Source organism: Streptomyces misionensis, assembly GCF_007896895.1.
Lineage (GTDB): Bacteria > Actinomycetota > Actinomycetes > Streptomycetales > Streptomycetaceae > Streptomyces > Streptomyces misionensis_A.
On sequence record NZ_VOGW01000020.1, the window covers coordinates 15,227 to 31,697 of the forward strand.

At 75.1% G+C, this 16,471-nt stretch carries 16 protein-coding genes and 1 pseudogene; 6 read left to right on the top strand and 11 right to left on the bottom strand.

The annotated features are described in order from the left end of the window. The first annotated feature begins 132 nt into the window (after positions 1 to 132). Both FRZ03_RS03615 and FRZ03_RS03620 read left to right on the top strand, forming a co-directional pair. Positions 133 to 591 (top strand): cyclic nucleotide-binding domain-containing protein, encoded by a 459-nt coding sequence (locus tag FRZ03_RS03615; protein WP_146463673.1) that lies wholly within the window; start codon positions 133 to 135, stop codon positions 589 to 591. Beyond that, positions 588 to 1,247, top strand: a pseudogene (locus tag FRZ03_RS03620) (CBS domain-containing protein); the annotation flags it as partial. The gene FRZ03_RS03615 and the pseudogene FRZ03_RS03620, both read left to right, overlap by 4 nt. 24 nt (positions 1,248 to 1,271) lie before the next feature. On the opposite strand, the gene FRZ03_RS03625 reads toward FRZ03_RS03620, so the two are convergent. The 6 genes from FRZ03_RS03625 to FRZ03_RS03650 form a co-directional block, all read right to left on the bottom strand. Further along, positions 1,272 to 1,874 (bottom strand): Rv1733c family protein, encoded by a 603-nt coding sequence (locus tag FRZ03_RS03625; RefSeq protein WP_146463675.1) that lies wholly within the window; start codon positions 1,872 to 1,874, stop codon positions 1,272 to 1,274. 35 nt (positions 1,875 to 1,909) lie between these two features. Next, a complete protein-coding gene (locus FRZ03_RS03630; protein WP_146463676.1) occupies positions 1,910 to 2,611 on the bottom strand; it encodes a CBS domain-containing protein in 702 nt (233 codons plus the stop codon). 142 nt (positions 2,612 to 2,753) lie between these two features. After that, positions 2,754 to 4,472, bottom strand: coding sequence for a sensor histidine kinase (locus FRZ03_RS03635; RefSeq protein WP_146463690.1), 1,719 nt, complete (start codon positions 4,470 to 4,472; stop codon positions 2,754 to 2,756). Between the two features lie 417 nt (positions 4,473 to 4,889). Further along, positions 4,890 to 7,262 carry a phosphoketolase family protein gene (locus tag FRZ03_RS03640; protein ID WP_146463677.1) on the bottom strand — a complete coding sequence of 791 codons (2,373 nt, stop codon included), beginning with the start codon at positions 7,260 to 7,262 and terminating at the stop codon, positions 4,890 to 4,892. Between the two features lie 42 nt (positions 7,263 to 7,304). Continuing rightward, a complete protein-coding gene (locus FRZ03_RS03645; protein ID WP_146463678.1) occupies positions 7,305 to 8,171 on the bottom strand; it encodes a universal stress protein in 867 nt (288 codons plus the stop codon). A gap of 144 nt (positions 8,172 to 8,315) precedes the next feature. Next, positions 8,316 to 9,215: a universal stress protein gene (locus FRZ03_RS03650; RefSeq protein ID WP_146463679.1), complete on the bottom strand. Its 900-nt coding sequence runs from the start codon at positions 9,213 to 9,215 to the stop codon at positions 8,316 to 8,318. Positions 9,216 to 9,509: 294 nt separating this feature from the next. On the opposite strand from FRZ03_RS03650, the gene FRZ03_RS03655 reads away from it, so the two are divergent. Beyond that, a complete protein-coding gene (locus tag FRZ03_RS03655) occupies positions 9,510 to 10,172 on the top strand; it encodes a CBS domain-containing protein (protein ID WP_146463680.1) in 663 nt (220 codons plus the stop codon). 169 nt (positions 10,173 to 10,341) lie between these two features. Then, the gene (locus FRZ03_RS03660; protein ID WP_146463681.1) at positions 10,342 to 11,043 is read left to right on the top strand and encodes a response regulator; all 702 of its coding nucleotides are present in this window, start codon (positions 10,342 to 10,344) and stop codon (positions 11,041 to 11,043) included. Between the two features lie 16 nt (positions 11,044 to 11,059). On the opposite strand, the gene FRZ03_RS03665 is transcribed toward FRZ03_RS03660, so the two are convergent. Further along, positions 11,060 to 11,908: a universal stress protein gene (locus FRZ03_RS03665; protein ID WP_146463682.1), complete on the bottom strand. Its 849-nt coding sequence runs from the start codon at positions 11,906 to 11,908 to the stop codon at positions 11,060 to 11,062. 258 nt (positions 11,909 to 12,166) lie between these two features. On the opposite strand from FRZ03_RS03665, the gene FRZ03_RS03670 reads away from it, so the two are divergent. Continuing rightward, positions 12,167 to 12,631 carry a CBS domain-containing protein gene (locus FRZ03_RS03670; protein WP_261398512.1) on the top strand — a complete coding sequence of 155 codons (465 nt, stop codon included), beginning with the start codon at positions 12,167 to 12,169 and terminating at the stop codon, positions 12,629 to 12,631. Between the two features lie 15 nt (positions 12,632 to 12,646). Here FRZ03_RS03670 and FRZ03_RS03675 read toward each other — a convergent pair whose 3' ends face one another. Then, a complete protein-coding gene (locus FRZ03_RS03675; protein WP_146463683.1) occupies positions 12,647 to 13,087 on the bottom strand; it encodes a universal stress protein in 441 nt (146 codons plus the stop codon). A 142-nt stretch (positions 13,088 to 13,229) separates the two neighbouring features. On the opposite strand from FRZ03_RS03675, the gene FRZ03_RS03680 reads away from it, so the two are divergent. Further along, positions 13,230 to 13,445, top strand: coding sequence for a hypothetical protein (locus FRZ03_RS03680; RefSeq protein ID WP_146463684.1), 216 nt, complete (start codon positions 13,230 to 13,232; stop codon positions 13,443 to 13,445). A 19-nt stretch (positions 13,446 to 13,464) separates the two neighbouring features. Here FRZ03_RS03680 and FRZ03_RS03685 read toward each other — a convergent pair whose 3' ends face one another. The 3 genes from FRZ03_RS03685 to FRZ03_RS03695 all read right to left on the bottom strand — a co-directional run bounded on the left by FRZ03_RS03685 (position 13,465) and on the right by FRZ03_RS03695 (position 16,143). After that, positions 13,465 to 14,271 (bottom strand): aminotransferase class IV, encoded by an 807-nt coding sequence (locus tag FRZ03_RS03685; protein WP_222443335.1) that lies wholly within the window; start codon positions 14,269 to 14,271, stop codon positions 13,465 to 13,467. Between the two features lie 106 nt (positions 14,272 to 14,377). Beyond that, entirely contained in the window at positions 14,378 to 15,097 is a 720-nt protein-coding gene (locus tag FRZ03_RS03690) for a TIGR03943 family putative permease subunit (RefSeq protein WP_146463686.1), read from the bottom strand. After that, positions 15,094 to 16,143, bottom strand: coding sequence for a permease (locus FRZ03_RS03695; protein WP_186785234.1), 1,050 nt, complete (start codon positions 16,141 to 16,143; stop codon positions 15,094 to 15,096). Before FRZ03_RS03695 ends, FRZ03_RS03690 begins: the two co-directional genes overlap by 4 nt. Between the last annotated feature and the right edge of the window lie 328 nt (positions 16,144 to 16,471).

Consider the following 16,471-nt stretch of genomic DNA (forward strand, 5'->3'; position numbering starts at 1 on the left):
TGGGGCGCGGGGGGGGTGGGGGGGGGGGGGGTGCGGCGGGCGGCGCTGCGGCGGGGGTGGCGTCCGGGGACGGGGGGCGGGCGGGCGGCGCCCGCAGGCTGGGAACACGAACCCAGGAAGGGAGCCGGTGCGATGACCTCCGCCACCACCATGACCACGGCGCTCGACCCCGCACAGCGCGATCGGCTGACGAGCCTCGCCCACGAGGTCTCCTTCGCGGCCGGCACCCGGCTGTTCGAGGAGGGGCGGCGCGCCGACCGCTTCTGGATCGTGCGCACCGGCACCGTCGCCCTCGACCTGCGGGTGCCGGGCCGCCGGCCCGCCGTCATCGAGACCCTCGGCCACGGCGAACTGGTCGGCTGGTCCTGGCACTTCCCGCCGCATATCTGGCACCTGGGCGCCGAGGCGATGAGCCCGGTGCGGGCCTGGGAGTTCGACGCCGGGTCCGTGCGCGCGCTGTGCGACAGCGACCCGGAGTTCGGGCGGGCCGTCGCGGTGTGGGTCGGCCGCGTGGTGGCCCAGCGGCTGCACGCCTCCCGGGTCCGGCTGCTCGACCTCTACGCCCCCTACGGCAGCGGGAGCAAGGAATGACGGCGCCGGAGAGGGAGCCCGGGAGCCCCAGCCGGGTGAGCGACGTGATGACGCGGGCGGTCGTGGCGGTGGGGCGTACGGCCCTGTTCAAGGACATCGTCGAGCGCATGGAGCGCTGGAAGGTCAGCGCGCTGCCGGTGCTGGAGGGCGACGGCCGGGTGGTCGGGGTGGTCTCCGAGGCGGATCTGCTGCCCAAGGAGGAGTTCCGGGACAGCGACCCGGACCGGATGACCCAGCGGAGCCGGCTCGCGGACCTGGCCAAGGCCGGGGCGGTGAGCGCCGAGGAGGTGATGAGCACGCCCGCCGTCACCGTGCACGCGGACGCCACGCTCGCCGAGGCCGCGCGGATCATGGCGCTCAAGCGCGTCAAGCGGCTGCCGGTGGTGACCCCGGAGGGGGTGCTGGAGGGCCTGGTCAGCCGCGGCGACCTGCTGAAGGTGTTCCTGCGCGAGGACGCCGAACTGGCCGACGAGATCCGCCGTGACGTGCTGGACGTGCTGTTCCCGGCGCCGGTCGAGCCGCTGCACGTGGTCGTGGTCGACGGCGTGGTGACGCTGACCGGGAAGGTGCCGGACGGCACGCGGATCCCGCTGGCGGTGCGGATGATCCGGGGAGTCGAGGGCGTGGTGGGGCTGGACTGCCATCTGACCGGGGCGTGAGCCTCGTCCGGCCGGCGCGGATCAGCCGCGGCCGCCGCTGAGGTTGCCCCAGCGGGGCCCTATCTGCTTCCACTCCTCGTCCCACTCGGCCATGCGGCGCCGGATGAGCCGGCCGCGCACCAGCCACCCCGCGCACCACACGGCCGCGCCGGCCGTGGGGCCGACGAGGACGCCGGTGAGGGCCGCCTGGAGGTCGGCCGAGGCGCCGGTGACCGGCGGGGGGACCACATGGTCCGCCCGGTTGGCCCAGACCGTCACACTGCTCCCGGCGGGGGCGCCGGGCACGACCTTCGCGCGGTCGGTGTGCACCGTGCCGTCCGGGTCCGTCCAGCGCACGGTGGCCCACACCCGCCCGTCGTCGTAGCCGGTCCCGGCGGCCGGGGTCGGGGCCGCGGGACCGGTGAGCACCGCCGTGACCGGGTGGACCCGCGCCAGCCGGTCGGCGTACGACGTGGCGGAGGCCCGGGCCGACAGGAGACCGGCGAGGACACCGCAGACCAGGACGAGGACCCAGGTGGCGAGGACGATCCAGGCCTCGACGACGTCGCTGTGCCGCCGCAGCGGATTGCGCCGCCACCGCCACAGCCGTACCCGGCCGACCGTCGTGGCAGGTGTGCGTGTCATCGTCACCGCCTCCTCTCCTGCGCCGGCGGCCCGGGTCAGCGGGTGCGGGCCGACGCGGCGTCCGGCAGGTCCGGGTCGAGGTCCGGCCGGCGCGGCGGCCCGGCCAGCGCGCACCGCACGTCCACCACGCCGGGCACGGCCCGGGCGAGGCGGGCGGCGAGGGGCACCAGGGAGGTCTCGCGGACCCGGCCGCCGAGCGTCACGACACCATCGTGCACCTCCACCCGGATCCCGGCCGCTTCTGGGCCGAAGAGATGGCCGACGACCTCACGGCGGACCTCCTCGGCGATCTCCGCGTCGCCGCGCAGGAACACCTTCAGCAGATCGGAGCGGCTGACGATGCCCAGCAAGGCGCCGTCCGGAGCGACGACGGGGAGCTGCTTGACCCTGGCCCGGGCCATGACGCGCGCGGCCTGTCCGAGGGTGGCGTCCGGCGCCACGGTGACCGCCGGGGTGGTCATGAGCCGTTCCGCGGTCGCCGCCTCGGCCTTCACCAGCTCGGCGAGGTGCCGCATCCTGCCGTACCGGTCGAGGTCGCTGTCGCGGTACTCCTCCTTGGGCAGCAGATCCGCCTCGGAGACGACGCCGACGACGTGCCCGGCGTCGTCGAGGACCGGCACCGCGCCCACCCGCCAGTCGCGCATGGCCTGCACGATGTCCTTGAAGCCCGCGCCCGTGCGCAGGGCCAGCACCCTGCGGGTCATCACATCGCCGACGACGGAAGGGGTGCCGTCCATGGCTACCTCCAGGGGCTCTGGTGCCGCAAGCCCGGCAACGTTCAGCCTGCGGCCGCCGCCCGGCCGCCGGCTTGGGCCGACCGGGCACTTCCGGGTGCCCGCCGGTCCCGCGCCCGCACGCGGCGGCCGTGCCGACGCCGCGTCACGCACCGGGCAGCGGAACCCGCCATTCCAGTGTGGCCCCGCCCAGCTCCCCCTTGCTCAGTTCGAGCCGGCCGCCGAGCCGCTGGGCGCGCTCCGCCATGTTGCGCAGCCCGCTGCGCCGACCGCCGTCGGGGATGCCGACGCCGTTGTCCCGGACCGTGAGCCGTACCTCGTGCCCGTCGGCGGCGAGCAGCACCTCGGCCCGGTCGGCGTGGGCGTGCCGGGCGATGTTGGTGAGGGCCTCGGAGAGGACGGCCACCACATGGTCGGCGATCTCGCCCGGTACGTCGGTGTCGACCAGACCCTCCATGCGGACGCCGGGCGCGAAGCCGAGCACCGGGGAGGCCTCGCCGACCACCCTGACCACGCGGGCCCGCAGCCCGCCGGCCGCGGCGCCCTCGCGGGCCCGCAGCCCGAAGATGGTCGACCGGATGATCTTTATGGTCTCGTCCAGGTCGTCCACGGCCCGCAGGACCCGCTCGGAGGCCTCCGGGTGCTCGATGAAGCGGCCCGCGCTCTGCAGGGTCATGCCGGTGGCGAACAGCCGCTGGATCGCCAGGTCGTGCAGGTCGCGGGCGATACGGTCGCGGTCCTCCAGGAGCGCGATCTGCTGGGCGGCCTGCCGGCGCTGGGCCAGCTCCATGGCGATCGCGGCCTGCGCCGCGAAGCCCCGCAGCATCTCGGTCTCCTTGTCGGAGAACACCGGCTGGTCGCTCTCCCGCGCCAGCAGGACCACGCCCCGGGCGCCGCGCTCGCCGGTGCCGATCGGGACGGCGACGGCGGGGCCGAGGCCGTCGAAGCGCTGCGGCTGCTGGCAGATCCGCTCGTCGTGGGCGACGTCGTCGCTGGTGACGGGGGCGGCGGCGGTGAAGGCCAGGCCCATGAGGCTGTTGTGCAGGGGCAGCACCAGACCGCGGTGGGCCTCCGCCTGGGCGCCCACGGCGATCTCCACGCCGAGCGCCTCGGTGTCGGGCATCGGCATCGCGACCGCCGCGAGGGCCGAGCCGGTGTTCTCCCGGGCCCGCTCCGCGATCAGGTCCAGCGCCTCGGCGCGCTCGCTGCCGGACATCAGGCTGTGGCTGATCTCGGCGTTCGCCAGCAGCCAGCGCTCGCGCAGCCGGGAGTCCTCGTACAGGCGGGCGTTGTCGATGGCGACGCCGGCCGCGACGGCGAGGGTGGCGAGGACCGACTCGTCCTCCTCGTCGAAGTCGAGGCCGCCGCGCTTCTCGGTGAGGTACAGATTGCCGAACACCTGGTCGCGGACGCGGATCGGGACGCCGAGAAAGGTGTTCATCGGCGGGTGCCCGGGCGGGAAGCCGTACGAGGCCGGGTGCGCCGACAGCTTCGGCAGGCGCAGCGGCTCGGGGTGGCGGATCAGCTCGCCGAGGATGCCGTGGCCCTCCGGGTAGGGGCCGATCTCGCGGATCCGCTCGTCGGACAGGCCGACGGTGTGGAACGCGGCCAGGGAACTGCCGTCCGGGGCGATGACGCCGAGCGCCGCGTACTCGGCGTCGACCAGGGCGGCCGCCGCCTCCACGATGGAGTGCAGGACCTGCTCCAGTTCCAGCTCGCGGCCGACGGAGAGGACCGCCTCCAGCAGGCTGTGCACCCGGTCCCGGGTACCGCGGGCCGCGTCGATCCTGGCCTGCAGTTCCTCCAGCAGCTCGTCCAGCTTCAGCTGCGGCAGCCGCACGCCGGGCTCCTCCGTTCCGGTCACCACGCCCTCCACTCCCCATCAGCCCATGCCAGCGAACCGACGGGTTCTCAGGACACGGTATCCGCTCCCCGACCCGGAGGAACACGCGGCCTTCACGAGTGCGACGCGGCTTCTCCTCGTGCCCCTGGCACATGCCAACACCCGAGCGACCGCCGCGCGGTCGTGGACGGCACGGCGCGCGGGGCGCGGGCCGTACGGCCCCGGGCGGGTCCGAACGGCACTGTCGAGAACCGCGGGCCATGGGTGACACTGGAGGCAGGAGCGGCACCGATCCCCCGCGGTGTCGCTCCGTCCACGCGGGACAGAGCGCTGCTCACGGGCGAGGACCGCTGAGCGTCGGGGCAGCTCCTCCCCTACCCTCCTAACCGCCCCTCCTCACTGGTCCCCCGCTTCCCGGCCCTCCTCGCCCGCCGAACCTCACCCTCCCCAGGACCACTCCGCGACCTCCGGCAGGTCGGTGCCGTGTTCGCGAATCCAGCTGTGGTGGCGGCTGCGGGCGTCGGCCATGGCCTGGCGGACGCCGGCGGCGCGGACGGCGAGGCCGGGGACGCGGTCGATGACGTCCATCACCAGGCGGTAGCGGTCCAGGTCGTTGCGCACCACCATGTCGAACGGCGTGGTCGTGGTGCCCGACTCCTTGTAGCCGCGCACATGCAGGTTCGGGTGCCCGGTGCGCCGGTAGGCGAGCCGGTGGATCAGCCAGGGATAGCCGTGGTAGGCGAAGATGACCGGCTTGTCGGTGGTGAACAGGCCGTCGTACTCGAAGTCCGGCATGCCGTGCGGGTGCTCGTCGTGCGGCAGCAGCCGGGTCATGTCGACCACGTTGACCACCCGCACCGCGAGCTCGGGCAGGTGCCGGCGCAGCAACTGGGCGGCGGCCAGCACCTCCTGGGTGGGCACGTCGCCGGCGCAGGCGAGCACCACGTCGGGCTCGCCGCCGTTCTCGGTGCCGGCCCACTCCCAGATCCCGGCGCCGCGCGCGCAGTGGGCGCGGGCCTGGTCCATGGTCAGCCAGTCGAAGCAGGGCTGCTTGCCGGCCACGACGACGTTGACGTAGTCGCGGCTGCGCAGCACGTGATCGGCCACCGACAGCAGGGTGTTGGCGTCCGGCGGCAGATAGACGCGGACCACTTCGGGGCTCTTGTTGAGGACGTGGTCCACGAACCCGGGGTCCTGGTGGGAGAACCCGTTGTGGTCCTGGCGCCAGACGTGGGAGGTGAGCAGGTAGTTCAGGGAGGCGACGGGGGCCCGCCAGGTCAGCCGCCGGGAGGTCCTCAGCCACTTGATGTGCTGGTTGACCATCGAGTCCACGATGTGCACGAACGCCTCGTAGCAGGAGAACAGCCCGTGCCGGCCGGTGAGCAGATAGCCCTCCAGCCAGCCCTGGCAGAGGTGCTCGGACAGGACCTCCAGCACCCGGCCGTGCCGGTCGAGGTGTTCGTCCACCGGGAGCACCTCGGCCTGCCACGCCTTGCCGCTGGCCTCGTAGACGGCCTGGAGCCGGTTGGAGGCGGTCTCGTCCGGGCCGACCAGGCGGAAGTCCCGGCGGTCCCGGGTGTCCCGCATGACCTTCTCCAGGAGGTCGCCGAGGACCCGGGTGGGTTCGTGCAGGGCCGCGCCCGGCTTCTCCACCAGGACGGCGAAGGTGTCGAGGGGCGGCAGCGGCAGTTCGCGCAGCAGCAGGCCGCCGTTGGCGTGCGGGTTCGAGCCGAGGCGCCGGGTGCCTTCGGGGACGCAGGCGAGGACGTCGGCGACCGGCCGGCCGTCCGCGCCGAACAGCTCCTCGGGCCGGTACGAGCGCAGCCACTGCTCCAGCTGCCGCAGGTGCGCGGGGTTCTCGCGGACGCCGGGGAGCGGGACCTGGTGGGCGCGCCAGGTGCCCTCGACGGGTTCGCCGTCCACCTCGGCGGGGCCGGTCCAGCCCTTGGGGGTGCGCAGGACGATCATCGGCCGGCGCACCCGCTCGGTGATCCCGTCCTCGCGGGCGCCGCGCTGCGTCCGTGCGATGCGGTCCAGGGCGTCGTCCAGGGCTGCGGCCAGCGCGCGGTGCACCTCGGCGGGGTCGTCGCCGCCGACGTGCAGGGGCTCGTGGCCGTAGCCGCGCAGCAGTTCGTCCAGTTCGGCCTCGGGGAGCCGGGAGAGCACGGTGGGGTTGGCGATCTTGTAGCCGTTGAGGTGCAGGATGGGCAGCACGGCCCCGTCGTGCACCGGGTCGAGGAACTTGTCGGAGTGCCAGGAGGCGGCGAGCGGCCCGGTCTCCGCCTCGCCGTCGCCGATCACACAGGCCACCAGCAGGTCCGGGTTGTCGAAGGCGGCGCCGTAGGCATGGGCGAGGGAGTAGCCGAGTTCGCCGCCCTCGTGGATCGAGCCGGGGGTCTCGGGTGCCACGTGGCTGGGCACGCCGCCGGGGAAGGAGAACTGCTTGAACAGCCGCTCCATGCCGGTGGCGTCCCGGCTGACGTCCGGGTAGGTCTCGCTGTAGCTGCCCTCCAGCCAGGAGCCCGCGAGGACCGCCGGACCGCCGTGGCCCGGGCCCCACACGCACAACGCGTCCAGGTCGCGTGCCTTGATCACGCGGTTGAGGTGGGTGTAGACGAGGTTGAGTCCGGGTGAGGTGCCCCAGTGGCCGAGCAGCCGGGGCTTGATGTGCTCGGGGCGCAGCGGCTCCGTCAGCAGCGGGTTGGCCATGAGATAGATCTGGCCGGCGGCCAGGTAGTTGGCGGCGCGCCAGTGCGCGTCCAGGGTGCGCAGCTCCTCGTCGGTCAGCGGGCCGGCGGCGTCCTGGGACATGGGGGCTCCGATCATCGTCGGTGGGTCATCGTCGGGTGGGTGTCAGGCGGGTTCCGGTACGACGGCCACCGGGCAGGCCGCGTGGTGCAGCACTCCGTGGGCGACCCGGCCGAGCTGGAGGCCGAAGCGGCGGCCGGTGCGGCGCCGGGCGCCGACGACCAGCAGTCCGGCGTCCCGGGAGGCGTCGACGAGGACGTCGCGGGCGGGCCCCTCGGCGGTGCGCCGACGCGGCTCCAGGCCCTCCGGGAGGTCCCGCAGTGCCTCGTCCAGCGCTGCGGCGGCCTCCTCTTCCCGGTCGCGGGCGGGCTCGCCGGAGGCCGGCGTGTGCCCGGCGGCGGTGTGCGCGGGGCGCCGCCAGGCCCGTACGGCCTCCAGGGGCACGCCCCGCAGCGCGGCCTCCTCGGCCGCGAACCGCACGGCGGCCGGGCACGCGCCCTTCCCGGCGACGCCCAGGACGACGCGTCCGGAGGCCGCCGGCTCCTCGGCTCCCGCGCGCAGCACGATCACCGGGCAGCGGGCGTGCGCGGCGACCGACAGGCTGACGGAGCCGAGCAGCAGTTCGGCGACGCCGCTGCGGCCCCGGCGGCCGAGGACCAGCAGGCGGGCGAGGCTGCTCTCGTTGACCAGCCCGAACTCCGGTTCCTCGGCGAGCACGGCGGTGGTGACCGCGAGCCCCGGCCGGCGCCGGTGGGCCCGGCGTTCGGCGGCGCCCAGGACGTCCTGGGCCATCACCTCCTCGGCGGGCCTGCCGACCTCCTGGGCGATCAGGGCACCCTCGTAGCGCTCCCACAGCGAGGCGTGGACCAGGCGCAGCGGTGCCCCGCGCAGGGCGGCCTCGTCGGCCGCCCGGTCCACGGCGCGCAGGCTCTCCTCGGAGCCGTCGACACCGACGACGACGGGCAGGTCCATCGTGTTCACTCTCCCTGGTGGAGGCCGGCGACGCGGTGGGCCGGCGCCCGGCGCCCCAGGCCATCGTCGGCGGGGCCGTCCCCGGACGCGAGCCGTGCGCGCTCCTTCTCGGCCATGCGGCCCTGCCGTGCCGGGGCCGGCCGGTCAGGCGTGCGCGACGACGGCCACGGGGGCGCCGACGTGGTGCAGGACGGCATGGGTGACATGGCCGATGTGGATGCCGAAGGGGCTGGTGCGCACCCGCCGGCCGACGACCACGAGGGAGGCGTCGCGGGCGGCCTCCACCAGGACCGGCGCGGCGTTGCCGGCCCGGCTCGCCTCGCTCACCTCGACGTCCGGGAACTTCTGCCGCCAGGGCCGCAGCACCTCGGTGAGCAGGGCCGAGGCCCGGCGTCCGAAGGCGGGCACCACGGGCGGTGCGGCGGGGATGCCGTAGGCGGCGTACGGCGGCGGGGTCCAGGCGTGCACGACCCGTACCGCGGCACCGCGGCGCGCGGCGGCGTCGAAGGCGAACTCCAGCAATGCCTGGCCGGCCCCCTCCGGGTCGTCGATGTCGAGGCCGAGGACGACGGGCAGGAAGGGGGTGGCGGCGGACGGGACGCCCGAGGGGTCCGGCCGGTGCTCGTCGGCGGCCTGTTCACCCGCTCGGACCAGTACCACCGGGCGCATGGTGTGGGCGATGACGGACAGTCCGGCCGAGCCGACCAGGAAGCCGCCGAGCCGGCCGAGCCCGCGCGAGCCCAGCGCCAGCAGTTCCGCGCCGTCGGCGGCCTCGGCCAGGGCGCGGGCCGGCTCCCCGGTGACCTGGTCGGTGACCACCTCGATGCCGGGGTGGCGCAGCCGCAGGCCCTCGGCCGAGTCGCGTACGGTGCGCGCCCACGCCTCGGCGGCCGCGCGCTCGTCGGCGTCCTCGCCGGTCTCGGGCTCCCGCACGTGCAGGATCTTCAACGGCAGGTCGCGCAGCGCCGCCTCGCGCGCCGCCCATTCGACGGCGGCCCGGCTCTCGGGCGAGCCGTCGAGGCCCGCGGTGACGGTTCGGGTCATCTCTCTCCACCTCTCGCCGGTCGCCCCGCGGGGGTGTCCACCGCGTGCGGTGTCCTCACCTCTCGGGGTCGCGCCGCTCGGGACAAGAGCGACGATCCCAGCGTTGTGCGCGGACGGCGAGCCGATCAGGGGCCGCTGGTCCCCGGCCGGGACCGACCGGCCCGGGGGAGGCGGCGGCCGCGGGGGCCGGGCGGCCCCTGTGCCGACCGGCGGCATCCGGCGCACGCTGGGGACAGAGAGTCCCGCCGGGGCGTCTCCGGCCGGGAGAGTCCGCCGAGCAGCCACGGAGTCACCATGTACGGCACCCCGCACACCGTCAGCGATGTCATGACGACCACCGTCGCCGCCGTCGGACGGCGGGCCCCCTTCAAGGAGCTCGTGGAGATGATGCAGGACTGGCAGGTCAGCGCCGTGCCCGTGATCGAGGGCGAGGGCCGGGTGGTCGGGGTGGTCTCCGAGGCCGATCTGCTGCCCGAGGAGGAGCTGCGGGACGACCCGGCGGACGACTACAAGCGACTGCGGCCCCCGGCCGACCTGGCGAAGGGCGAGGCGATCACCGCCGGGGACCTGATGTCCTCCCCCGCCGTCACCGTCCGGGCGGACGCGACGCTCGCCGAGGCCGCGCGGACCATGGCCCGGGCGCGGGTCAAGCGGCTGCCGGTGGTGGACGGCACCGGCATGCTGGAGGGCGTGGTGAGCCGAGCCGATCTGCTGAAGGTCTTTCTGCGCGGGGACCGGGAGATCGAGGAGGAGGTACGGCGCGAGATCGTGACGCCGCTCTTCCCGCCGCCGGACTCGGCCGTGGAGCTGCGGGTGGAGGACGGTGTGGTGACCGTGCTGGGCCGGATCCGGGACACCTCCCTGGTGCCCGTGGCCGCCCGGCTGGTGCGCGCGGTCGAGGGGGTCGTGGACGTGCGCTTCGACCTGGCGGCCGGTCGGCGGGCGGCACGCGTGTGACCGCAGGGGCCGCTTCCGGGGGCGTCCGGGCATGACACCCTGAGGGCGGGCAGGCCGGCACCTCCGTACGGAACCAGGGCCGATCGGCCCTGGTGCCGGTGGTGCCGGACGACGATGATCGGCCGGGTGACTGGCCGCCGCACGGCCGCTTCCGCAACGAGAGGTCGAGATGACCGAGACACACACCTTCACGGCACAGGACCCGATCCGGGTGTTCCTCCTGGACGACCACGAGGTGGTCCGGCGCGGCCTGGCCGACCTGCTCGACGCCGAACCGGACATCTCCGTGGTCGGCGACGCCGACACCGCCGCGCACGCGCTGGTCCGGGGCCCCGCCCTGCGCCCGCACGTCGCCGTGCTCGACGTGCGGCTGCCCGACGGGGACGGCATCTCGGTCTGCCGCGAGCTGCGCGACCGGATGCCCGAGCTGGCGTGTCTGATGCTGACCTCGTTCGACGACGAGGACGCCCTGCTGGACGCGATCATGGCCGGCGCGTCCGGCTATGTGCTCAAGCAGATCAAGGGCTCCGACCTGGTCTCCGCGGTGCGTACGGTCGCCTCCGGCCAGTCGATGCTGGACCCGGAGACGACGGCCCGGCTGATGCGTTCGCTGCGGGCCGACCCCGAGGAGACGCCGTCGCTGCCGCCGGAGCTGGCGAGCCTGTCGCCGCGCGAGCGGGACATCCTGGCGCTGATCGGGGACGGCCTGACCAACCGTGAGATCGGCCGGAAGCTGTACCTGTCGGAGAAGACGGTCAAGAACCACATCTCGCGGCTGCTGGCCAAGCTCGGGGTGCAGCGCCGGGTCCAGGCCGCCGTGCTCGCCTCCCACCTGGAGCCGCAGGACACCAGGGAACACTCCGCGCGCTGACCCGCTTCCGCACCTCTCACGGAAGCCGGGGGACGACGGCCACCGGGCACAGGGCGTGGTGCAGCAGCCGGTGGGTGACGCGGCCCAGCTGGAGCCCGCCGCGGCCGTGTTCCCGGCGCACCCCGACGACCAGCAGGTCCGCGGCGGCCGACCGGTGCAGCAGCACCTTGCCGGGCGGGCCCTCCAGGACGGTGCGGGAGACCCGTACTCCGGGCTGCCCGGCCAGTGCGGGCCCGAGCAGTTCGTCGATCGCCGCGGCGGCCTCGTCCGCGTCGTCGCGCCCGACCGCCGCACGTGCGGTCCTGCGCCAGGCGCGCACGGCGTCGAGGACGCACCGGCGGGCCGCGGCCTCGCGCACCGCGAAACGGGCGGCCGTCGCCGCGGCGCCGGGCTCGCCGACGCCGAGCAGCACCCGGTCGTGCGTGCCCTCGGTCCCCGCGGCGTCGCCGCGGACCACGATCACCGGCCCGCGGGCCCGCCCGGCGACGGCCAGCGCGACCGACCCGAGGAGCAGGCTCTTCAGCCCGCCCCGGCCCCGGCTGCCGGTCACCAGAGCCGTCGCGTTGTCGCCCTCGGCGAGCAGCGCGGCCACCGGGTCCTCGGCCAGGACGACGGAGCCGATGTCGAGGTTCGGGGCGCGCCGCCCGGCCCGTTCGGCCGCCGTGGCCACGATGTGCTCGGCCATCACCCGCGGGGCGGGCCGCTCCTCGCCCAGCGACGGGAGCAGGTCCTCGTACCGCTCCCAGAGCGAGGCGTGCACGATCCGCAGCGGCAGCCCGAGCCGGACCGCCTCGTCGGCCGCCCAGTCCACCGCCAGCAGGCCGGTGTCGGAGCCGTCGACGCCCACGACCAGGGGCAGAGGCATCGTTCTCACCTGTCTTGTCTCGGGCCGCGCGAGCGGCGCGCGGCCGGCGGGTCCGGCTCCACGCTCACACGGCCGGACGGGCGAACGGATGGATACATTGTCCCTTTTCGGGGGAATCCGACTTTCCTGCGGGGACCGGACGGCCCCGGTCCGGCGGCGGTGCGCTCCGGGCGCGGCCCGAAGGACGGCGCCCGGAGCGGTTCGCCGATCCGGTGTCCCCGTCGGTGCCCCTTGCCGGTGTCCGAGGAAGGCCCCCTCATGACCCCTGTCCCGCCGTCCGCGCAAGGCCCGGTGAGCGTCGGCCGGGTGATGTCCGCGCCGCCCGTGACCGTCGCCCCGGACGCCTCCCTGGCGGAGGCCACCCGGCGGATGGCCGAGGCCGCCGTCGGTTCCCTGCTCGTCGTCGACGACGGCGCCCTGTGCGGAATCGTCACCGACCGCGATCTGGCGCTGCGCGGGCTGGGCGAGGGCCGGCCGCTCGGCAGCCGCGTCGACGCGGTGATGTCGCCGCGGGTGGTCACGCTCGACGCGGGCGACGAGATCCACGCGGCCTACCGCGCCTTCCGCCGCACCGGGGTGCGCCGGCTGCCCGTCCTGGACGGCGGGCGCCCGGTGGGCGTGCTGACCCTGGACGACCTGCTGCTGGACGTCTTCAGACGGCTGGCCGACCTGCTCGGCCCGGTCGCCTGGAGCGTGCTGCGCGAGCCGCCCGGACCGCCGTAGGCCCCGGTGGCGGGCTCAGGTCTCCTCGGAGCGGACGATCACCACCGGGCAGGCCGCGTGGGCGGCCACCCGCTGGCTGACCGATCCCAGCATGACGCGGGCGAAGCCGCCCCGGCCCCGGTTGCCGACGACCAGCACCTCGGCGCCCTCGGCGGCCCGCAGCAGGACCTCGGCGGGGTTGCCGTGCGCCATGCGGGTGTGCACCTTGGCGGCCGCCTCGGCGCCGAGCACCTCCGTCAGCTCCTGCCGCATCTGCTCGCGGGTGGCCTCCTCGTCGATGTACATGTCCACCGCGGGCGCGGACCAGCCGTACAGCGGCACTTCCCAGGCCGCGACGGCCTCCACGGCGCCGCCGACGAAACCGGCGTAACGTACGGCCCAGCGCACCGCTTCGAAGGAGGACGGCGAGCCGTCGACCCCCACCACGACCCGGGGCTTGGAGACGTCCTGGTCCATCTGTCCACCTCTCTGCGTGCCCCCTGTCCTCCACGCTGCGCGACGCGCGGCCGGGGCGCCAGAAAAGAGCGTCCGTTCGGCCCTGCCGCCGGGCGCCCGGGCGGTGCATCCTGCGGTGAGAGGACCGGGAGGTGAGCCAGGGATGGCACGTCGGACCAAGAAGAACGGCAAGAACCGGGCCGGCCGCGACTGCGGGGCCCCGCTGCCCGCGCGCCGCGGCGCGCGCCCCCGCACCGCCCACGCCGGCCCGGGCGCCGGGCACTGGCGCGGGCACGGCGCCGGCAACCAGTGGCTGCTGCTGCCCGGCGGCACCTGGCGGCGGGTGGAGACGATCCGGGTGCGCGGCCTGTTCGGCTAGGACGGACGGCCCGACGCCCCTACACGGTGTCCCAGGGATTGGTCTCGTAGCAGGCCACGAGCAGGTTCGTCACGTCGGGACCGACGGACAGCGCCGTCTCGTCGATGCCCGCGACCGGGACGGCCGGCGAGATGGAGTTGGAGAGGAAGGCCGCGAGGGCCGGGGTGCCGGACGCCCAGGCGCCGAGGTCCCGGAGGTGGATCTCCCGCCGCTCGGACGGGACGCCCTTGGCCGCAAGGCCTCGCTCCAGCAGTTGCATGGTGATTCCCGGCAGTACGGCGGCCCGGGGCCAGACGAACCGCTCGCCGTCGAAGAAGCCGATGTTGGAGATCGAGGCTTCGCCGATCCGGCCGTCGCGATCGGTGAACAGCGCGTCGTCGTACCCGGCGAGCACCGCGCGGCGCCGGTGCAGGCCGAGTCCGAAGGTTCCGGCGTGCTTGACGTGGGCGAGGTCCCGCTCGTACTCCACGGTCCGCAGCCGCACGGGCGCGGTCCGCGCGGGAAGGGGATCGCCGGTCGTCACGGCCACGTCCGGCTCCACCGGCTCGCCGCGCAGCACGGCGTCCTGCCGGCGGCTGAAGACGGTCACCCGCACCGTCACCGCGTCCGGTCCGGCACGCAGCGCGTGCCGGACGAGGGAGCGCACCCGATCGCTGTCCAGGGCCGTGCCGAACAGCTCCCGTGTGCCGTCGTCCAGCCGCTTCAGGTGCAGATCCAGTCCGCGGACGGCCCGGTCCCGCGCCTGCATCGAGGAGAAGTGCGCGTAGTGGGCCCGCGCGAGCATCCTCAGGTCCTCGCCGTCCGCCTCGGCACCGTTGACTTCCACCCGGTCGATGACGACCCCTCCCTCGTCCGTACCCGGCCGTTCGGCCTCTTTCCGGCCACCTTAGGGTCCGCCGGTACGCCGGGCGATCGACTTTCGCGGCGGACCCTCAGCCCGGGGTGACGGGGAGGTCGTCGGTGTAGGCGTTGACGGGCGGAGCGATGGGGGTGCTCCCGCGGACGTCGAGCTCGGCCGGCGCGGTCCTGGTGCCGAGGGTGCCGCCGGGGTGCCAGATCCCGGTGACCGCGAGCCAGGTGTCGGCGGGGGCCGGCGGGGTGCCGTGCACGCGGACCTTCACGGTCTGGGAGTCGGCCGCGCAGCACGTGAAGATGATGCGGGTCAGGTACCAGCCGTCGCCCGCGGGGGCCGGGGTGACGAAGCCGGTCAGGCGGACGGTGCGGCCCCGGATGGCCCCGCTCGCGTCCTGCTGCACCCGCTTGGTGAACTCCGTGAGCGTCAGCGGCAGCGGGGAGGTCGCGGGCAGCGGCGGGAATCCTTTCGCGCGGGCGGCGAGCGGCTGGGCGGCGGAGCGGGCGGCCGTGTAGGCGCCGAGGGCGGGCGGGGCCCACAGGAGCAGGCTCAGCGCCGGCAGCAGGAGCAGCCAGGCGATCCGCGGCGGGCCGGAGTGGTCGTGCCCGTGGTGTCCTTCGCCGGTGCCCCGGGAGAGGGCCGCCGCGAGTCCGAGCAGCAACAGGACGGCGCCGGAGGCGAGGAGCAGGGGGCGCAGCCCGGCCTTGACGTAGCGCAGGTAGGTGTCGGTGAACAGGGCGATGTGCAGCAGTCCGGCGCCGGTCAGGGCGGGCAGCAGGGTCTGGACGGGCCGTCTCACAGCAGGGCGCCTCCGATCAGGGCCCCGGCGGCGACGGCCACGACGGTGGTCGCCGCGGAGAACCGCCAGGCGAAGGCGCGGCCGAAGGTGCCGGCCTGGAGGGCGATCAGCTTCAGGTCGACCATGGGGCCGACCACCATGAACACGAGCCGGGCGGTCGGCGAGAACCCGGTCAGCGAGGCGGCCACGAACGCGTCGGCCTCCGAGCAGACCGCCAGCAGCACGGCGAGGGCGGCCAGGAAGAGCACGGACAGCCAGGGGGTGCCGGAGAAGGCGTCGAGGACGGCGCGCGGTACGGCGACGTTGAAGGTGGCGGCGGCCATGGCGCCCAGCACGAGGAAGCCGCCGGCGTGCAGGAAGTCGTGCTGGAAGCCGAGCCGGAACTCGGTCCAGCGGCCGTGGCCGTGCGCATGGCCGTGCTCGTGCCCGGCGGGCCGGCGGCGCAGGGCGGGGCGCAGCCACTTCTCGTCGCCCCGCCAGAGCCACAGCCAGCCCATCACGGCGGCCGTGCCGAGGGAGGCGAGCAGCCGGGCGGCGACCATCGCGGGTTCGCCCGGGAAGGCGACGGCGGTGGCGGTGAGCACCACCGGGTTGACGGCGGGCGCGGAGAGCAGGAAGGCGAAGGCGGCGGCCGGGGTGACGCCCCTGCGGATCAGGCTGTTGGCGACGGGCACGGAGGCGCACTCGCAGCCCGGCAGCACCGCGCCCGCCACGCCCGCGACCGGTACGGCGAGCGCGGGCCGCCTCGGCAGCACCCGGGTGAACAGGTCGGCGGGCACGAAGGCGTTGATGGCGCCGGACAGCAGGGTGCCGAGGATCAGGAAGGGGATCGCCTGGACGGTGATGGCCAGGCAGACGGTGCGCCAGGCCTGAACGGCGGGCTGGTCCAGCCACCGGGTGCCGCCGAGCAGCAGCACCACCGCGACGCCCGCCACCGGCAGGGCGGCCGTGACGAGCGGCCGGGCCCGGACGCGGCGCGCGGGCGGGTGGAAGGGGACGGCCGCCACGCCCTCCCGCACACCGACCGGTTCATCCGTTTTCTGCATGATCACTCCGGATGTCGGGGTCCGGCCGACGATATGCGAGGACCCCGGCCCGGCCGCGCACCCACGCCGCCGCGTGCGCCGCATGGCCTCCGGCACGGTGGCTCTTCTCACAATTCGGGCGAATCGGGGCTTCGAGTGACCGCAGCCACTTCGCTCGGGGCGAATTTTGTCTACGTTCACGAACCATGTCCTCGCATCCGCCCCGCACCGCACGCCGCACGGCCGGAGTCCTCCTCGCCACGGTGACCGCCCTGCTCGCCACCGGGGTTCCGGCGGCGACCGCCGCCACCCCGGCACCCAAGCCGTCGACACCCGCCCCCACGCCCAA